Source organism: Desulfosporomusa polytropa (assembly GCF_055380075.1).
Window position 1 is genome coordinate 426346 of record NZ_AP042400.1, and the last position, 19194, is coordinate 445539.

At 47.5% G+C, this 19194-nt stretch carries 18 protein-coding genes; all 18 read left to right on the forward strand.

Annotation, left to right across the window (positions count from 1 at the left end; translation table 11 throughout):
- Nucleotides 1–58 precede the first annotated feature (58 nt).
- Nucleotides 59–1759, forward strand: a complete 1701-nt coding sequence (locus ACZ449_RS03580) for a ShlB/FhaC/HecB family hemolysin secretion/activation protein (RefSeq protein WP_464259696.1) — start codon at nucleotides 59–61, stop codon at nucleotides 1757–1759.
- Between the two features lie 142 nt (nucleotides 1760–1901).
- Nucleotides 1902–5417 carry a two-partner secretion domain-containing protein gene (locus tag ACZ449_RS03585; RefSeq protein ID WP_464259697.1) on the forward strand — a complete coding sequence of 1172 codons (3516 nt, stop codon included), beginning with the start codon at nucleotides 1902–1904 and terminating at the stop codon, nucleotides 5415–5417.
- A 14-nt stretch (nucleotides 5418–5431) separates the two neighbouring features.
- Nucleotides 5432–5728: a hypothetical protein gene (locus ACZ449_RS03590; RefSeq protein WP_464259698.1), complete on the forward strand. Its 297-nt coding sequence runs from the start codon at nucleotides 5432–5434 to the stop codon at nucleotides 5726–5728.
- A gap of 17 nt (nucleotides 5729–5745) precedes the next feature.
- Complete coding sequence (locus tag ACZ449_RS03595) at nucleotides 5746–6195, forward strand: OmpH/Skp family outer membrane protein (RefSeq protein WP_464259699.1); 450 nt, start codon at nucleotides 5746–5748, stop codon at nucleotides 6193–6195.
- 164 nt (nucleotides 6196–6359) lie between these two features.
- Nucleotides 6360–6752 (forward strand): DUF3592 domain-containing protein, encoded by a 393-nt coding sequence (locus ACZ449_RS03600; RefSeq protein WP_464259700.1) that lies wholly within the window; start codon nucleotides 6360–6362, stop codon nucleotides 6750–6752.
- Between the two features lie 43 nt (nucleotides 6753–6795).
- Nucleotides 6796–6975 (forward strand): hypothetical protein, encoded by a 180-nt coding sequence (locus ACZ449_RS03605; RefSeq protein WP_464259701.1) that lies wholly within the window; start codon nucleotides 6796–6798, stop codon nucleotides 6973–6975.
- A gap of 35 nt (nucleotides 6976–7010) precedes the next feature.
- Nucleotides 7011–7484 carry a protease inhibitor I42 family protein gene (locus tag ACZ449_RS03610; protein ID WP_464259702.1) on the forward strand — a complete coding sequence of 158 codons (474 nt, stop codon included), beginning with the start codon at nucleotides 7011–7013 and terminating at the stop codon, nucleotides 7482–7484.
- A 180-nt stretch (nucleotides 7485–7664) separates the two neighbouring features.
- Entirely contained in the window at nucleotides 7665–7799 is a 135-nt protein-coding gene (locus tag ACZ449_RS03615; RefSeq protein ID WP_464259703.1) for a hypothetical protein, read from the forward strand.
- Between the two features lie 90 nt (nucleotides 7800–7889).
- Nucleotides 7890–8333, forward strand: a complete 444-nt coding sequence (locus ACZ449_RS03620) for a YmaF family protein (RefSeq protein ID WP_464259704.1) — start codon at nucleotides 7890–7892, stop codon at nucleotides 8331–8333.
- Between the two features lie 496 nt (nucleotides 8334–8829).
- Nucleotides 8830–10917, forward strand: coding sequence for a methyl-accepting chemotaxis protein (locus tag ACZ449_RS03625; protein WP_464259705.1), 2088 nt, complete (start codon nucleotides 8830–8832; stop codon nucleotides 10915–10917).
- A 357-nt stretch (nucleotides 10918–11274) separates the two neighbouring features.
- Nucleotides 11275–12723, forward strand: coding sequence for a trimethylamine methyltransferase family protein (locus ACZ449_RS03630; RefSeq protein ID WP_464259706.1), 1449 nt, complete (start codon nucleotides 11275–11277; stop codon nucleotides 12721–12723).
- A gap of 98 nt (nucleotides 12724–12821) precedes the next feature.
- Nucleotides 12822–13094, forward strand: a complete 273-nt coding sequence (locus ACZ449_RS03635) for a hypothetical protein (RefSeq protein WP_211289662.1) — start codon at nucleotides 12822–12824, stop codon at nucleotides 13092–13094.
- Nucleotides 13095–14618, forward strand: a complete 1524-nt coding sequence (locus tag ACZ449_RS03640; RefSeq protein ID WP_464259707.1) for a sodium:solute symporter family protein — start codon at nucleotides 13095–13097, stop codon at nucleotides 14616–14618.
- Between the two features lie 39 nt (nucleotides 14619–14657).
- On the forward strand, nucleotides 14658–15296 hold the full coding sequence (locus ACZ449_RS03645) for a corrinoid protein (RefSeq protein ID WP_464259708.1): 639 nt from the start codon (nucleotides 14658–14660) through the stop codon (nucleotides 15294–15296).
- A gap of 60 nt (nucleotides 15297–15356) precedes the next feature.
- Entirely contained in the window at nucleotides 15357–16154 is a 798-nt protein-coding gene (locus tag ACZ449_RS03650; RefSeq protein ID WP_464259709.1) for a methyltetrahydrofolate cobalamin methyltransferase, read from the forward strand.
- Between the two features lie 320 nt (nucleotides 16155–16474).
- Nucleotides 16475–16969: a (2Fe-2S)-binding protein gene (locus ACZ449_RS03655; protein WP_464259710.1), complete on the forward strand. Its 495-nt coding sequence runs from the start codon at nucleotides 16475–16477 to the stop codon at nucleotides 16967–16969.
- On the forward strand, nucleotides 16962–18215 hold the full coding sequence (locus ACZ449_RS03660; protein WP_464259711.1) for a xanthine dehydrogenase family protein molybdopterin-binding subunit: 1254 nt from the start codon (nucleotides 16962–16964) through the stop codon (nucleotides 18213–18215). The genes ACZ449_RS03655 and ACZ449_RS03660 overlap by 8 nt, the downstream gene beginning before the upstream one ends.
- Nucleotides 18212–19192, forward strand: coding sequence for a xanthine dehydrogenase family protein molybdopterin-binding subunit (locus ACZ449_RS03665; RefSeq protein WP_464259712.1), 981 nt, complete (start codon nucleotides 18212–18214; stop codon nucleotides 19190–19192). The genes ACZ449_RS03660 and ACZ449_RS03665 overlap by 4 nt, the downstream gene beginning before the upstream one ends.
- Nucleotides 19193–19194 lie beyond the last annotated feature (2 nt).

Here is a 19194-nt window from a genome sequence, read left to right on the forward strand (position 1 = left end):
GGATTACGCTGCTATTGATTGATAGAAAGAAGAATCAACCCAAGAGAGAGGGAAAACGATGAAAAGTAAAATTTTAAGTGGCAAAAAACAAGTAATCACCGGTTTCACCATAATCGTCTTGGCGACCTGTCCGGCTTACGCCGCTGGGCCGCCTAACAGCGGCACTGCCCTGGAAGGCGTCAAGCCGCCGACGGTTCAAGCGCCGGTACAAAAGGCGCCTAGCATAACCGTCGAAGAGCGCGAGCCAGTAGTCAGTGCTGACGGTCAGCAGAAAATTCTGGTCAAGGGTTTTCGCATTAGCGGCGAGTCTCCGCTGCCGGAAGGCGAACTCTTAAACCTCATCAAAAATAAAGCCGGCAAGGAAATAACCTTAAGTGACCTCAATAAACTCGCCGCCCACATAACTAAGTATCTTCGCCAGCAAGGCTACATAGTCGCCTTCGCCTACATACCGGCTCAGGACGTAAAAGACGGCATCGTCGAAATCGCCGTTGTTCCCGGCAAATACGGTCAGGTGAAAATCAACGGCAACGGCCATATCAGTGCGGAACGCCTCAAAGCCATGCTGTTTTGTGCCAAACCTGGCATGGTCATCACCCGCTCGCCGCTAGAGCGGGCCCTGCTTTTAATGAATGATTTATCAGGCGTTATTGTTAAGGCTACTCTATCGCCAGGCCAAGAAGCCGGCACCGCCGATCTCATCCTCGAAACCAGCGACACAGACAAAACCAGCGGCGCAGTTTATGCCGATAACTGGGGCAATCGCTACACCGGCCGGACCCGTTACGGTACCCAAATCACCGTCAACAACTTCAGCGATCATTACGGCGACGCACTAACTATCGGCGGCCTCACGACTAGCGACGGCATCAACAACTACAACTTCGGCTACAGCGCACCTCTCGGCTATGACGGCGCCAAAGCCGAAGTGAAATACTCCCACGTCGGCTATACACTGGGCGAAGAATACGCCGACCTCGGGGCCACCGGCCGGGCGGCCGTCACCAGCTACTCCATAAGCTACCCCTTCATCCGCAGTCGGTCATTCAGCCTCTACGGCACCCTAGGCTATGACGTCAAACACCTTAAGGACGACATTGCCGGCTACGGCAGCTACGCGCCGCGCAGCAGCGGCCTGTGGAACCTGGGCCTGTTCGGCAGTTTTGCCGATACCTGGCTGGGGGGTGGCAATAACGCCTTCAGCCTCACCCACTACCGGGGCAATCTCGACATCAATGACACGGCAGCACGGGTAAGCGATGCCTCCACTGCCCAGACGAGCGGCAACTTCAGCAAAACCATACTCACCTACCAGCGCCAGCAATATGTGGCCCAAAACCTCAATTTCAATTTTAGTTTCACCGGCCAATTGGCCGATAAAAACCTCGACTCTTCGGAAAAACTCTATCTCGGCGGGGCTGACGGCGTGAGATCTTATCCGCAGGGAGAAGGCTCTGGCGATCAGGGCTATAAGCTGACAGGAGAACTAAGATGGCGGCTGCCGGGCCTGTCCGGCGGCCCGAACAACCTCTATCTGAACACCTTCTACGATTACGGCAACGTCATGGTGAACAAGCATCCCTACAGCAGCGACGACAACCGGCGCAGCCTGATGGCAGCAGGTCTGGGACTCTTATGGGCAAGGGACCGGGACTTCGCCATCCGTATGGACTACGCTTGGAAAATTGGCAACGAGCAGGCCACCGCCGATAGCGACAAGAGCGGCCGTTTCTGGCTGCAGGGTGTGAAATATTTCTAAAAACATGAAACGCAGCAGCGCGGACAGGAGTTGGGGCAATGCCGACACAGTATGACTCGCAGGAACGGCACGTTTTATTGGGCTATCGAAAAAAATGTAGCGGATTTTACATCCGGTTGAGAACTAGGAGGAGGTAACGAAGATGCAAAGAAAATGGCGGCGCACCTGGCTAAAAGGAAAACCCGGCTGGGTGACCTACCGGGCGGAAGAAATCAAGACGGAAATTACCTATACAGCATCTCGGCTGGCGAAAACGCTGCTGCCCACGGTGGCGGCGGCGACAATCTTATTGAGTGCTGCCAACGTGGGCTGGGCCAACCCGGCGGGGGGCACGGTGACCAGCGGCGCGGCGGCTATCACGACCAACGGCTCGACCACGACTGTCAATCAATCGACCAATAAAGCGATCATCAACTGGCAGAGCTTCTCCATCGCCAAAGGCGAGACCGTGAATTTTGTCCAACCGGGGGCAACTTCCGTCGCCCTCAACCGGGTTATCGGCAATAACGCCTCCCATATATACGGCACATTATCCGCCAACGGCAGAGTTTTTCTCATCAATCCGAGCGGCATATTGTTCGCTCCCGGCGCCCAGGTCAATGTGGGCGGCCTCGTGGCTTCCACTCTCAATATCAACGACAGCGACTTTCTGGCCGGCAACTACACCTTCAGCAAAGCTGCGAACGCAGGCAGCGTCGTCAACCAGGGCGCCATTACCGCTGACGACCATGTAGTGCTCCTCGGGCCACAGGTCAGAAACGAAGGCGTCATCGCCGCCCGGGTGACCGCCCTGGCGGCCGGCAGCAAAGTCGGCCTCGACTTTAACGGCGACAAGCTGCTGAACGTCACCGTGGACACCGGCGCGCTGGGCGGCAGCGCGGTCAATACCGGCAGTATTAGAGCCGACGGCGGCCTGGTCATCATGAGCGCCGGCACCAAGGACGCTCTCTTAAACACCGTGGTCAACAACAGCGGCGTCATCCGGGCCCGGAGCGTAAACAATGTCAACGGCGTCATCCGCCTGGCAGGCGGCACGGTGACGAATAGCGGCAGCCTTGACGCCTGCGGCAAAGCCGCCGGCCAGATCGGCGGCACCGTCAAGGTGCTGGGTGATACCGTTACCCTGGCTTCCGGCTCAAGTATTGACGTTTCCGGCAATGCCGGCGGCGGCAGCGCCCTCATCGGCGGGGCGTATCAGGGCGGCAGCAGTGAATATGCCGCGACGAACACCACTGTAGCTGCCGGCGCCGGTATCACCGCCGATGCCGTCACGACAGGCAACGGCGGCCAGGTGGTTGTCTGGGCCAATGACACGACCAATTTCGCCGGCACGATCACCGCCAGGGGCGGCAGTCAAAGCGGCAACGGCGGCAGCGTCGAAACCTCGGGGCATACCTTACAGGTCAGCGGCGCGGTCAACGCCGGGGCGGTGAACGGCAAAAACGGCAGCTGGCTCCTGGACCCGATGAACTTAATTGTGAATATGGCGCAAGCAGGCACGATCAGCACCGCTTTGAATAATAGCACCAACATCACGCTTATAACCACCGCCACTATGGCCAGCGGGCCGAGTTTCGACTTCAGCGTCGGCAATGGCGATATTATCATCAACGCCCCTATCGTATGGTCTACCGGTACCGGCACCCTGACCCTGTCGGCCTATAACAATATCGACATTAACGCCGCCATCACCGCTCCACACGGCGGTCTGACGCTTCAGGCCGGCACCAGCAATATTGGCGACGGCATAACCAGCGGCATCATCACCGCCCCGGCGGCGATCAGTGTCAAAACCTTCGCTCTGCAGAGCGGCACCTGGCGTCAGATCGCCAGCGTTTTGCCCGCCTTCAGCGCCACCGACTTCCGCATCGAAGGCGGCGGCACCTTCATCCGGGCGACAGCGGGTGACGGCAGCCCCGGCAGTCCTTACCAAATCAGCGACGTGTACGGCCTGCAGGGCATCGGCTCCGGTCTGGATGGCATTCTGGTGGGTAAGATCAATATGCTGAGCATGAACTATACCCTGGCCGACAACATCGACGCCAGCGGCACCGTAAACTGGAACGGCGGCGCAGGCTTTAACCCCATCGGCTTTGACCCTTCGTCTTCGAGCACCTACATCTTCAGAGGCACCTTTGACGGCCTCGGCCGCACCATCACCGGGCTGAAGATTAACAGACCCGGGGGCGACAATATTGGACTGTTCGGCTATTCCGCCGGGACTGGGACTATCCGCAATGTGGGGCTGGTGGGCGGCAGCATCACCGGCAGCTCCTATGTCGGCGGACTTGCCGGCAAGAATGATGGCGACATCGCCAACTCTTACAGCACCGGCTCAGTCACCGGCAGCAGCATCTACGTCGGCGGGCTGGTGGGAGAGAACTATATTGACGGCAGCATCACAAGCTCCTACAGTACCGGCTCGGTTAACGGCGCCAATACCGTCGGCGGGCTGGCGGGATGGAACTCAGGCAGCATTACAGACTCCTTTCACAGCACCGGCTCAGTCACCGGTACTGGCTATGACGTCGGCGGACTGGTGGGATATAATAACGGCGGCAGCATCGAAACCTCCTACAGTACCGGTTCAGTCGGGGGCATCATCAACAACACTCTGCTCACGGGCGGCATCGGCGGGCTGGTGGGAAATAACAACGGCGGCAGCATCACCAACTCCTACAGTACCGGCCCGGTCGATGGCACTATCAGCACCAACGGCGGCATCGGTGGGCTGGTAGGCTATAACGGCGGCAGTATTACGACCTCCTACAGTACCGGCTCAGTCACCGGCACGATCGGCGGCACAGGCGCAGGCGGCATCGGCGGGCTGGTGGGCTGGAATGGCACCGGCATTTTCGGCGACCAAGGCAGCGTCACCGGCTCCTACTGGAATACCACCAACAACAGCGGGCTGGACGGTATCGATGCCCAGACCACCGGGTCTCTTGCTACGGCCACCGGCCTGACCGATGAGCAGATGAAACAGGCTGCCAATTTTGTTGGTTGGGATATATCAGACGTCGGTGGCGACAACACGGTTTGGCGCATCTATGCGGGCCAGACCGCCCCGCTCCTGCGCTCCTTACTGACGCAGGCCACCGTCAACGCCGACAGCGTAAGCAAGACTTATGACGGCGCCGCCTACAGCGGCCCGCTCACCAACGTGACCTATTCGCCCGGCACCGATCTCAGCCTGCTGTCAGGCACGCTTTCCTACGGCAGCGACAGCAGCGCGGGAAGCTATGGCCTCACCGGCCTCTATTCCGGTCAGCAGGGCTATGATATCAGCTACGGACCGGGCACGCTGACCATCAGCCAGCCAACACCAACACCAACGCCGACACCAACGCCAACGCCGACACCAACACCGGCACCGACGCCAATACCGGCACCGACGCCAATACCGGCACCGACACCAATACCGGCACCGACGCCAATACCGGCACCGACACCAGAAACAGCCCACTATATCGCTGCGGTTACTACGGCCATTCAATCTGCCAATGGCATGCTCGCCGGCCGCTTGGTTCCGGCGGCTGGCTACCTGATCAGTAACGACGATGGCGCGGGAATACTCAGAATTGTGCTGACAGGTGTTAACCTGGACGGTTATGCGCCGCTAACCCTTTTGCCTAATTCCGAGCAGACTGATTACTAAGGGAGGGGCTAGCGATGAACAAGGAAATCTTCGCCGACGGCATCAGTTCCGTCCACGTTACCGGTAACCTCGTGCGCATCGACCTGATGACGGTGCAGCCTCATCTGAAAAGCGACACCGGCCAGCCGGTAGTCGATATCAGTAATCGGATCATCATGCCGCTGGAAGGTTTTGTTCAGTCATTGGCGGTACAGGAAAATATCGTCAGCCAGCTCATCGACATCGGTGTGCTGAAAAAGAACTTATCGGAAGCCGCAGACGTCGTCAACCTGTCGGAGAATAAGGCGGATAGCCAGTCTAGAAAAGAGTAGTAGACACGAAGGAGGGAATGATAATACTTACACAACAGAGAATTTATTTAGGAGCCATTCTCACGGCACTATTTATCGTTTTGGTAATCGGAGTATCATCGGTCCAGGCTGCGCCAGCCATTTCGCAGGTTGGTTATGTTGACTTCATCTATCTGGTCAACCATCACCCGGACACGGCAAAGGCCAATGAAGACCTGAAAGCCGAACAGGAGGCAGCGAAAAAAGAGTTCGCCGAAAAGTCGACCAGCCTGAACGAGCTGGAAAAACAAGGCCTTGATCGTCAGATCGGGCAGCGGGTGGAGCAAAAACGGCTGGAACTTGTAAAACCAATTTCGGCTAAGGTTGTGGCTGCTGCCAATGAAGTGGCAAGCGAAAAAGGACTGTCAATCGTAATCGGGAAAAATGAAATTGTCTGCGGTGGTGTAGATATTACTGCAGATGTGTTGAGAAAGATTACCGGAAAATAGAGTGCATTACGATTAATCTTAAATGGATGGATTTGCAAAGTCGCGGATCGCCTACCAATACAAATAGTTACAACTGACGCCCGCCAATTCGCGGGCTGTTGTATTTGACGGTAGACGTCAGCAGCACCGGGGCTGTGAGATCACTGTACGCGAGAGGTGATAAAATGGATTTAATGATTTTTTCTGGCATAGGCTTTATTACATTTTTAACAGGGCTATTATCGCTGAAAAGGGAAATTAGATTATTCAAAAATGTTGTTGCTACTAAAGCAACTGTTGTTAAATATAATGAGTATGAGAGTATAAATAGACTTACCATGTATATCATGGTTGCTAAATATGAGTTAATGAATGGAAAAATTATCCAATCAACAGAACAGGCAGGATACAATCGACAAAAATACTCAATAGGAAGTGAGATTCAGATTGTTTATAGTCAAGAAAAACCAGAGCTGTTTACCGTAAAAAATGATTATTCAAGAAAAGCTGCTATGGTAGGAATGATTATTGTAGGATTAGCAATGTTTATATTTGGTGTATTATATGATTTTAGTTAGAGGAAATCAGTTATAGTTAGTATTACATAAATGAGGTGACAATATGATTAGTTTATTGCGAGGTCTACGTTGGTTGTTATGTCTGGGTTATCTGTTAATAGTTATTGCTATTCTAGAGTTTTTGCCTTCCGACGCTATGGAGGCTGCTGTAATATTATTTGTCATCATTGGTTTTTGTGGTTATCGAATACTCTTTGTTGGTGATGGTACCAGCATATTTTGACGACTAAAATATAAAACGAAAGGAGGGTGGTGGATGTGGTGAAAATTCCATATGGAGAAATGCTCAAGAATGTGTTTACCATGCTGAGCATTTCATTTCTTATCTGGGGTATAGTAGCAGCAGTGGCATTGGCGGAAGACATGACTGTTCAGGAGCCGCCAATAGCCATGACGGTTAAAGCGGATGCCGACGATGCAGCCAACGAAGGATTGGTTGTTGATATCAAAGCGGGCAATTTTTTCAAGGTCGAATTATATGCGGCCAGCGGTACTGGTTATGAATGGGAATTGCTCAATAAAGATTTACAGTTGGTTGAAGTCGAAAATCGTTATTCGGTGATGGAAACGCCAAACCTGGCAGGCGGTAAAATGCGTACGGTATATATTCTTCAAGCCAAACCAGACACTGTCGGTCAGGAAACTGTTGCTTTTTCGCTGCGGCAAAGTTGGCAACCGGCTAATATGGCAGCTAAGACAATTAACTGCGAGGTCAAAGTTAGCAAAGAGTAGCTGCGGCTAGACTGGAGTAGTGTTAAATGATGAAAATGATTAAGGGTGTTATGGTAAAAATATTCCTAGGATTGTTATTAGTGGTGCTTATTACTCCGCAGCAGGCGTTGGCGGTGCCTAAGCCATCTGAAAGAAACTAATCAACAATCGATCCGAAACAGTGTGGGTGGCGTGTAGCAGTTGGGATTTGAAGAACTTGATCGGCTGTATAAAGAGGGAAAAGATACAACGGACACCATTCAGCGCTTTGGGGAGGTATTGGAAGAATTTTTGTTATTCAGGCAGCAGGGAGGCAAAGATCGAGTCGAACCTTAAACAAAGTATATATTTATACAATAAAGAGGCATTATGTAATCACTAATCCTAAATATAATGAATATTATGTTGATAAAGGAGGTGAAAATTTTGAGTGAAGAAATTCAGATACAGCATTATTATGTAGAGCCCACTTGCGAAAGCATAGAGCACAATCATGCCTTTATCACTATCGCGGATGTAGCCCGCGATCACCAACATGGCATTCTGGGAACAACAGGTCCGGCCATCTATTCAGGCCACAGTCATTTTCATCGTATTTGTGTTCTTACTACTTCCGATCCGAAAGGCGGACCAATTCATTGGCACGTAGTTGATGTGGTTACAGGGCCAGCTATTGAAGTGGCAGGAGATGAACACACACATCAATTCTGCGGTGAAACAAGCTGTGTACTTGGGCATACACATTCCTTCAACAGTACGACAGACACTGCGCCAGATAAAAAGAAATGTGACTGTGATCATAAAGACTGTGACCACGATCATAAGGACTGTAAGCGCGAAGATGATGGTAAAGACCTCGATCCTGTTTAAAATGAATTGAACTGGCAGTTTAACGGGCGAGCATCGTACGCGGTAGTTGTCAGTGATATATTCCAGTGAACTCGTTTCAGCCTTGCTGAAACGAGTTCACTGTTTTTTTCAAAAATTACCATTAAATCTAATACAAGAAAGTAGGGTGAAATAGACGAGCAAATGATCAAGGTTTTGTTAGGGTTCGTAAGCGTATAGCAGGACAAATAATTGTAGGAAGAGAAGTAACCAGGACTTATTGAAAAATAGGATTGGAACTTTGTTAATCGAGGTATCAATTGAATAGTGATAGATAATGAGCCGGTTGGGGTGGCATTTGCCATCACCTTGCCCGGCTTTTTTGTTGAGCGAAGTGGGCACGAGATTGATAGTAATCGCAACAAGTTAAGTGCTGGTGTGGCACTGAGCAAAATAGTGTTGGCATGAATGATGCTAACTATTAATAAGGGAGCATTCATAAGGAGAGAAATACAAATATATTAAGAGGGTGAGTAGCGTGAAAAGTATTAGGACGCAGTTAATTATCATGATATCAGTTATAACGATTCTTGCATTCGGTGTGCAAGCAGGGACTTCCTTGTTTCAATTTAATGAATTTTCCTCAGTACAGATTCAAAAACAGTTAATCCTTCAGGCTGAAGAAGAGGCAAATAAACTGTATCTTCCGCTAAAAGAAGTCGCAAATGATGCTGTTGATTTATCTTATCTTATTGGGATAAAGCCGGATAACGAAGAGGTAATCTTCAGTTTCACAAATAAGATAGTTACGAAAAGCGGTGTCATTGCTGGCAGCGGTTACTCTTTTGAACCATATGGATATAAAGCCAATAGTAAATATTATTGGCCTTATATCTACAAGGATAAAAGTGGCAATGCAACTTTGACATGGGACTACAGCGATGGGAAGTCCGACTATTTCTCAAAAGCTTGGTATAAACTGGGCATCAATGCCGATAGTCCTGTCAAATACACAGCTCCTTATGTCGATTCGTTTGATAAAAACAAAATATGGGTTAGCTGCGTTGCACCTATAATTAAAAACGGTAGCAAGATTGGAGTGGCTACAACTGACTTTACACTTGATAGTTTCAAGGCGCAGCTAAATACAGTTGAAGTCGGTAAACAGGGGTTTGCCTATGTAGTTACCAAAGAAGGCTTTTATATTGGAAACTATCGGGGAAAGCAGCAAGCTGGTATGGAAAAGCAAAACAATCCAGTTACTTCTGCTCAAGACTTATCTGCCAAAATAACGGAAGCTGAAGATGATGAGCTGAGAAAATTTGGCGCAACAGTGATTCAAGCTGATAAAGCCGGTATCACAAAACTTTATAGCCAGAATATGTTTGCTGTATATGCGCCAATAGGAGAAACTGGGTTATATTTGATCCTTATGTATCCGATTTCTGAGGCTTACAGTGCTTTATATAATGTACTATATACAGATCTGGTTTTAATATTAATTGTTGTGATTTTACTGATATTCTGCTTGAATTATCTAATTAACAAAAAAATCATCAAGCGACTTTCACAATTAGCGACTATTGCAACCAGGGTTGCTCAAGGGGATTTGGTTTCAATAAAGATTTCAAATAAACCCAACGATGAAATCGGAGTACTGATAACAGCATTTGCTACAATGACTGAAAACTTACGAAATCTCGTAAATCAAGTTGTTAAAGTAACTGAAAAAATAACCGTAAATAGTGACCAGCTTCATAATGCATCGTCACAGTCATCAACGGCTGCTACTCATATAGCTGAAGCAATAAACGAGGTATCAGCGACCACAGTTGCTCAGGTGGAGGATGTAACCAGATCTGTAGTGGCTATGAAAGAAATGGCTGTGGCAATAAATCATATTGCCACAACGGCTGCAGAGCTATCAGAACAATCCTATAAAACCAGCCAGTCGGCTGAGGATGGCGGTCATTCAGTTGATGATGCGAATAAGCAAATAAGCATCATTAGTCAGTCTGTTCGTCATTCAGCGCAGGTTGTGCAAAATTTAGGAGAAAGTTCTAACCAAATCAGTGGGATAGTTGATGTGATAAGTGGTATAGCGGGACAAACCAATCTGCTTGCTCTTAACGCTGCTATTGAGGCCGCGCGAGCCGGTGAACAGGGACGGGGTTTTGCAGTTGTTGCTGAAGAAGTGCGTAAATTGGCAGAACAATCACAAGCAGCTGCGCAAAAAATAGTAGGCATAATTAACGAAATACAAAAGGAAACCCATGTAGCAGTTTCAGTAATAAATCAGGGAGCGCAGGAGGTTGCCCAGGGCGCAGAGGTAGTTACTGTTGCCGGGGAGCGTTTTCGGCAAATTGTTGCTCAGATACAGGGTCTCAATAATAATATTCAGGAAGTTACCGCTGCTGCTGAACAGTTGACAGCATCAAGTGAAAATGTAGTTGGATTGTCTGAAAACGTAAAGGAAAAAACATCGAGTGCCGCAGATCATATTCATACGATTTCTTCATTTACGGAGGAACAATCGGCCTCCATGCAAGGAATTACCGATTCTAGCAATAGTCTTGCTAAAATGGCTGACGAGTTAAATACACTTGTAAATAGATTCAAGTTATAACAAGGATAGAGAAGTTTTTTTGGTTGCAGGAGTGAAATCACCATCGCGTTAATGAAATAGACCTTGTCCACTCCTGAAATCCTTGCAACTATTCCGAAAAAGGGGGAGTTTAATTCAGGCAAATCAAATATTAGCTTTCAATAATGAAAGGTTGTACATTATTTTATATGTGTAATTGTGACTGAAAAAGGTATGTGATAAAATATTCAGAATAAATTAGGGGCAAGGTAGTAGGAAACGTCCGGGTTATTCAGAATATTTTACAATTATTTTTCCTATAAGCACTTTTAGGCATGTTTATTGCAAGTATATAAAGTAAGTCGGCATAGATCGACAAATTACTAGGGGGGTATAAAAATGGCTGGAATACTTAATACAAAAATTTTATCGACAAATGAAATTGCTGTGATGAAGGAAAAGGTTGAAACACTTTTATCAACTAAGGGAGTTAAGATCGACCATCCTACAGTAATGGGATTATTAAAAGATGCTGGTGCTCAGGTTGACGCCAGTTCAGGCACGGTAAAGTTTCCTAAATCAGTAATCGACCAAGCATTGAAAAGTATACCTAAAAGTTTTACATTAGCGGCTCCTGATCCCCAATACGATCTAACTTTCCCCCATCCTGATGGTAAATTTTATACTAGAACTTGTACAGGCGGTATGAACTATCTAAACGAAAATGACGAGTATCATAATATCACTATCGAAGAGGTAGCTGATTGGATAAAGCTTATTAATTCCTTAGATAATATCAATTTTTGTGCACTCCCATCCACGTCAATTAAATCGGTTCCTGGCGAAACTATCGATATTCACACATTACGAACTGTTCTTGAGCACAGCAAGAAACACATTTGGGTGCAGCCCTACGAAGCCGCAAACGCAAAATATCTAATTGAGTTGGCGGCTGCCCGGGTAGGCGGAAAAGAACAACTGAAGAAGAGACCGATTATTAGTTTTATCACTTGCTCGGTTCCGCCGTTTCAATATAAATACATGGATATGGAGGCTCTTTATCAATGTTGTATTAACGGAGTGCCTATCCAACCTTGTTCTCTACCTGCAGCTGGTGCTAATGCGCCTGTTACGCCGCAGGGCATAGCCTTGCTGGCATCTACCGAGGTTATGGCGCAAATTATTATGGCCCAGCTTCTTGCACCAGGCTTGCCTGTTATTGCCACACCGTTATTATTTGCTATGGATATGTTAACAACCTATACTCTGCAATCGCCAATCGAAACAACTATGGGAAGAATGGTTGCGATGCAATTGTTTGAAGATGGATATGGTATTTGCGCTCACAGCTATGGTTCAGGAACAGATAGCTTTCTTTTAGATGGTCAGTCAATGGTCGAAAGAACATCGTTGATCCATATGCTGGCTTTGTCTGGCGCATCTGTACTGGGAGGGGCCGGACAGCTCGAAGTAGCAAAGACGATTAGCCCGCTCCAACTTATTATCGACAACGACATTTTTGGTATGACCAAGAAGCTGTTAGGTGGTTTGGAGATTAACGATGATATGCTTGCCTGGAATGAAATGATGGAATTGACAGGCAAAGAATCCTTTGTAGATATGGACCATACTTTTGAGCATTTCCGGGATTCTTTACGGCTGCCGACATTTAATCGCGATTCCAGACCTAATTGGGTAAAAACTGGCAGCAAAGACATGCTTGACCGGGCCAAAGATGTTTATCAGGCCATTAAGGAAAACTATCAGCCGATAGCTGTAGCCGGTGATGTTCTTAGCAATATGGACGAAATTATGAAGCAAGCAGATGCCAAGCTTGTCGGTAAATAAACGATTAGGCACTGCTCTATCTGTGATAAGTGATATGTATAGGTAACTGCGAGGTGATAATTAATAGGTGGGGAGTTCAAAAAAGGGGGGGAGCAATTGTGAAAAAGTCTTATAAAACAACAGAAAAGTGGTGGTTGGGTCTAACTGTACTATTTTATGCACTGTATAACGTGCCAGGATTCCCAGTGTATGGGGATGCAAACGCCGCCTTATGGCATGGAGCATTGACCATTTTGCCACTGTGGATTATTGTATATGGCGGGATGGCAATACTGCATAAACAACGAAGGCTGAGGAAAAGACCTGACCAATCCCTGCAGGCAGCAGACAGCATAAACACAGATGAGCCCATTTCAAAGGGAGGGATATAGATGTTATCTGCTTCTACTACCTGGACGTTATATATCAGTTACATGGGAGCGCTTATCGCTTTTGGGGTTTATGTATGGTGGCGTGAAAAGAATAACTCTGCTCGGCATTTTTATACTGCGGGCAACACAATTAACTGGTTTGTCCTCTGTATGACCTATATCGCTGCTCTCATGAGCACCTGGGTGTTCTTTGCAGGACCTGGTGGTTATTACCGCGGCGGCTTTGGTTACTATATGTCTGAGCTTAGCTATATCCCGTTATTCCCGGTTCTTACTTACTTTGTTATGAATAAAGTGTGGTTGTTAAATACCCAACGGAATTATACAACTCAGGCTGACATCTTTATTGACCGTTTCCGCAGCCCAACTTTGCGGCTGGTGTTGGCATTAGTGTTCTTCTGTGTTTCTATGCCTTATGCCGCTGCTATCTATATTGCCTGCGGTAAGGCAGCTACCGTTGCTACTAATGGAGCTATTACCCAGACTAGCGCAGTAATATTCGTTGGTTTGACTGCCTTACTATTTATTCCGTTTGGGGGCGTAAAATCGGTGGCGTGGGCGGCCACAGTCCAAGCCTGGATATTCATGGTTGCATTGTGGACCATAGGTATCTGTGCCATTGCCTACGGTTTTGGTGGCGATGTTTTTGGTGCAACAGCCAGTGTCTGGGAACATACTAACTCCTGGTTTTCTTATCCTGGTCCTGAACAGTGGGTACCTTATTCCGCCAGATTCGGTTATCCAATTGCTTGTGCTATTGGTTGGACAATCATGTTGCCTGATGTATTCATCAGGGCCGGATATTTTGGCAAGGACATGCAAACCCAGCGCAGTCTGATGGTTTTACAGCCTGTTTTGCAAACCATCGTTTGGACTGGTGTTATGTTTATCGGTTTTGCCGCTATTGCCATGTTGCCAGGATTAAAGGGTGGTGATACCGAGCTGGTTATTCCGTTATTACTTGCTAAGATTATTTCACCGCAATCAGCTACTGTTGCAGCGATATTAATGGCAGTGTTCGTTTGGGGCACGTTGGCCAAAGGCTTATCTGCCGCCACATCACACCTCTTGGTAGCTGGTTCGATCATATCGGAGGATATTCTTACCAGGCTGCTCAAACTTAAGGTTAGTCCTAATGTTCATATTACTATTGCTCGCTTAGCTGTTGTTGGGTTAGGTTTGATGGCGCTATGGCTGGCTCTTAATCCCCCGGATTTGATGTGGACGTTGATTATGTTTGCCATTGCCCTGGTTATGCCGATCTTCCCTGTATTGGTAGCGGCGCTCTACTGGCGACGGGCTACGGCACCAGCCGCTTTGACTGCTTCTATTGTAGGTGTCATCGGGGTATTGCTTACTTACCAGTATGGTATGGGTGACAGCTGGTATGGGGTGCTCGGTATGGTGGCCTCCGCTGTTCTAATGGTAGTGGTAAGCTATATGACCAAAGAGACTGATAAAGAGGTACTTGATGAGTTTTACGGTGCTTTAGCAAAAGCGGAAGCTGAATACTATGAGGACTAAGTAGATAAAACATAAATATACTTGGAGGAGGATTTTATAATGAGCGATTTTAGCAAATTAGCACAAGCGGTTTTCAAAGGTGATTTAAAGGGTGTTAAAGCAATAACCCAAGAATTAATTGATAGTGGGGTACAAGCAGATGATATTATTAACCAAGGCTTGCTTGGCGGGATGGATATAGTAGCACCTAAGTTTAAGGCTGGAGAAATGTTTGTGCCTGAGGTACTACGGGCGGCCAAAGCGCTAGGATGTGGTATGGAATTGCTCAAACCATTGTTAGGGGCTGGTGGCGGTAGCCTGAAAAAGCTAGCCACCGTTATCATTGGAACTGTTGCTGGAGACCTGCATGACATAGGAAAAAATCTAGTAGTTCTCATTTTAGAAAGTTCCTCTTTTAATGTAATTGATCTTGGTGTCGATGTTTCACCAGAGAAATTTGTTGAAGCTATTAAGGAACACAAGCCGGAATTTGTTGGTTTGTCAGCATTGTTAACTACGACCATGATGGCCATGAAGGATACCGTCGAAGCGATCAAGGCTGCCGGTCTTAGAGACAACGTTAAGATTCTGGTAGGCGGTGCCCCTATATCCCAGGAATTTGCTGATGAAATTTATGCTGATGCATTTTGTGCTGATGCCATTGCTGCCAAAGAAATTGCCACGAAAATGCTTGCATAACATGTACAATCATTCCCGGTTGCGTTGGTTTATTGACTAAACATAAAGGAGAAAATTGCAGTGGTAATTATCGGTGAACTTATTAATACAAGCCGCAAAGCCATTAGTGAAGCAGTGGACAACCGTGATGCCGAATATATAAAAAAAGTTGCCATAGAGCAGATGGAAGCAGGAGCTACTTACATTGATGTAAATTGCGGGAACAAAGTGCATAATGAAGTAGAAATTATGGAGTGGTTGGTAAAAACGATTCAGGAGGCCGTTGATACTCCGCTTTGTATTGACAGTCCCAATCCTAAGGCTGTAGAGGCTGGCCTGGCATTGGCTAAATGTGGTCAACCTATGGTCAATTCAATAACCGATGAGAAGGCACGGTATGAAGAGGTTCTACCCTTGGTACTCAAGTACAAGGCTAAGGTTATTGCCTTGTGCATGGATGATACGGGAATGCCGAATACAGCAGATGATCGTATGCGAGTAGTAAAAAGCCTATATGCCAAACTTACGGCAGCCGGAGTTGCAGAGGACGATATTCACTTTGATCCGCTGGTCAAACCGATTAGTGTTGTTGGTGAAGCCGGGTTAGAAGTTCTGGAAACAATCAAATTAATAAAACGGGATTATCCTAAAGTCCATTTCGCTTGCGGTTTAAGCAATGTATCTTTTGGCCTTCCCGGACGAAAAATCTTGAATAGGTTATTTGTCACCCAAACTATGGCACTAGGTATGGATGGGTATATTCTAAATCCAACAGACAAAGGAATGATGGGGTTCATTTATGCGGCTAAAGCTTTACTAGGCCAAGATGAATACTGTGGAGATTATTTAGTGGCCTATAGAAACGGCTCCTACGAGTAAAAATTAATTGTTTGCCATGTAACGCTAAGTCTCACGATAATCGGGGCTTAGCGTTACAATTTTATTTGCGGCTTTTCATAATTGAAATGGCATTTCAAACTTAGAATTTGCCAGAGATAACTGCTGATAACCCAAGTTTCTTGCCAAATGTATTTCAACATTGAAATAGCAAGGCACTGCACTCAGGGTAATTGCTTTTTAACTAACCCGTATAACACTGGATAAAATGGCGGGAATCAATATTTTAAAGAATAATGATTAAATTGGCGCGAAAATTGCATTAATTTTAAGCTAGGTTGTTATGGGGAGGGTTGGTTGTTATGACAGTGGCGAAGACTCTGATTGAATTTATGCTAAATGGTCGAAAAATCAAAGCAGAAGTGGCGGCAGATCGATTGTTAATTGATTTACTGCGGGATGATTTGGGCTTGACCGGGACTAAAAAAGGCTGCGGTGTGGGTGAATGCGGTGCTTGTACCGTTATCTTGGACGGAAAAGCAGTGGACTCCTGTTTAGTGCTGGCTTTAGTAGTGGACGGTTGCAATATAACTACGATTGAAGGATTAGCCAATAACGGCGCATTACATCCTTTGCAGCAGTCCTTTATTGACCATGGGGCGGTGCAGTGCGGTTTTTGTACTCCGGGAATGATATTGTCGGCGAAAGCCTTACTTGATGAAAATCCCGAGCCAACCCGAGATGAAATTAAGGTGGCTATGTCAGGGAATGTCTGCCGCTGCACAGGATATAAGAAAATTGTTGAGGCTGTAGCAGCAGTTAGTGAAGGCTGTAAAGGGGAATGTTGCCATGAGTAAGGATGGTGTAGGAGTCTCAATTGTTAAACCGGATGCCTTACACAAGGTTACTGGTCAGGCGCTATTTGCCGCCGATATCAGTCGCCCCGGCATGTTGATTGCCAAAGTACTTAGAAGTACGGTGCCTCATGCCATTATTGAATCAATCGACACTAGTGCAGCTGCCAAGCTGTCTGGCGTTGTAAAAATTCTAACTGCTGATGATATTCCCGGACCTAATGGTACGGGGATTGTGCTAAAAGATGAGCCAGTATTGTGCAAAGATAAAATATGCCGGGTAGGTGATGCCCTGGCGTTGGTGGCAGCAGAAACGGAAGCAATAGCCAATGAGGCTTTAAAACTGATCAAGGTGCAGGTTAAGGAGTTACCGGCAGTCTTTGACGTTAACGAGGCAATGCAGGCGGAAGCGCCGCAAATTCACGAGAAAAATATTTTACTTATTCGCAAAATTCGCAAAGGTGACATCGAAGCCGGATTTGCAGCAGCTGATGTTATTGTCGAAAATAGGTATACTACCCAGCGCGTGGAACATGCCTACATCGAACCTGAGGCTGGCATTGCCGAGTATGACGGTTCCCTGCTGACAATGTGGGTGGCAACGCAGAATACCCACTTTGATAGGCGAGAAGTGGCCCGGACTTTAGATATTGGTATAAACCGGGTGAGGATTATACAGGCTGTGACTGGTGCTGGCTTTGGCGGAAAACTCGATATTTCCGTGCAGTGTTATTTGGGGCTATTAGCCTACTACACCAGACGGCCTGTAAAAATGGTATATACCCGGGAAGAATCCATCAGTACATCAGTTAAGCGCCACCCCTATATTATTGACTATAAGTCAGGCGCTACGAAAGATGGCAAGTTGACAGCTGTAAAAACGGTGATTATTGGTGACACCGGAGCGTACGCCTCATATGGTCCGGCAGTACTTATCAGGGCGGCCGTGCATGCCACCGGTCCGTATGAAGTACCAAACGTCTATGCCGATGCGTATGCCGTCTATACCAATAACCCAACTGCCGGGGCAATGCGAGGATTTGGGGTGCCGCAGATGGCCTTTGCTCATGAATCTCAAATGGATTTGCTGGCCGAACGACTGGGAATGTCGCCATATGCTATCAGGTTGATGAATTGCCTAAAAGAGGGAAGTGTGACTGCTACCGGACAGGTGCTTAACCATAGTGTGGGCATTATGCCGACACTGGAACAAGCAGTAGGCAGGGCGCAAGGGGAGGCAATGAAATGAAGAAACGTGGTACGGGAATAGGGTGTATGTGGTACGGAATTGGCAACACTGCCTTGCCCAATCCGGCCAGTGCTGTTGTTGAGTGGCTGGATGATGCAACAGTAAATGTCCAGGTTGGCTGTGCTGATATCGGGCAGGGTTCTAGTACTGTGATGGCGCAGATTGTTGCTGAAGAATTAGGCATATCCTCGGCAGATATCACGGTTATTTCTGCCGACACACTTGTTACTCCCGAAGGCGGTGCAACCTCAGCCAGCCGCCAGACTTATATATCTGGTAATGCTGCCGTGTTGGCAGCTATTGATGCCAAAAAAGTTCCACTAGCTGAAGCTGGAATCATGCTGGGGAAAGATCCGGCCAACATTATGTTTAAGGATGGTATTGTCTGGGAGAATGGGCAGCAAACCGGATTAACAATCAAAGCGGTAATAAGCAGCTGTCGTAAACAAGGAAAACTGACTTTGGGAAGCGGCTGGTTTAATCCTGCTACCACCACACTTGATCCGGAAACAGGATATGGTATTCCTTACGGAACATATGCTTTTGCTACCCAAGTTGTCGACGTGGAAGTCGATACCGAAACTGGACGGGTGGAAGTGCTAAAAATATGGGCAGCTCATGATGTTGGACGGGCCATCAATCCGGCACTTGTCGAGGGGCAAATTGAAGGTGGAGCGACAATGGGGCTAGGCTATGGACTGATGGAAGAAATCACAACAGTTAATGGTGTGATAAAAAACACGAATTTTACTGATTACTTAATTCCTACCATTTTGGATGTTCCTGAAATAACATCAATCATTATTGAGGCTGCTGAGCCTACTGGCCCCTTTGGTGCCAAAGGCGTAGGTGAGCCTGCACTCATTCCGACAGCGGCGGCCATTGCCAATGCCGTGTATGATGCGATTGGGGTACGGATTTATTCATTGCCGCTAACACCGGAAAAAGTGTTAAGTGCTTTACATGAGGCTGAATAATA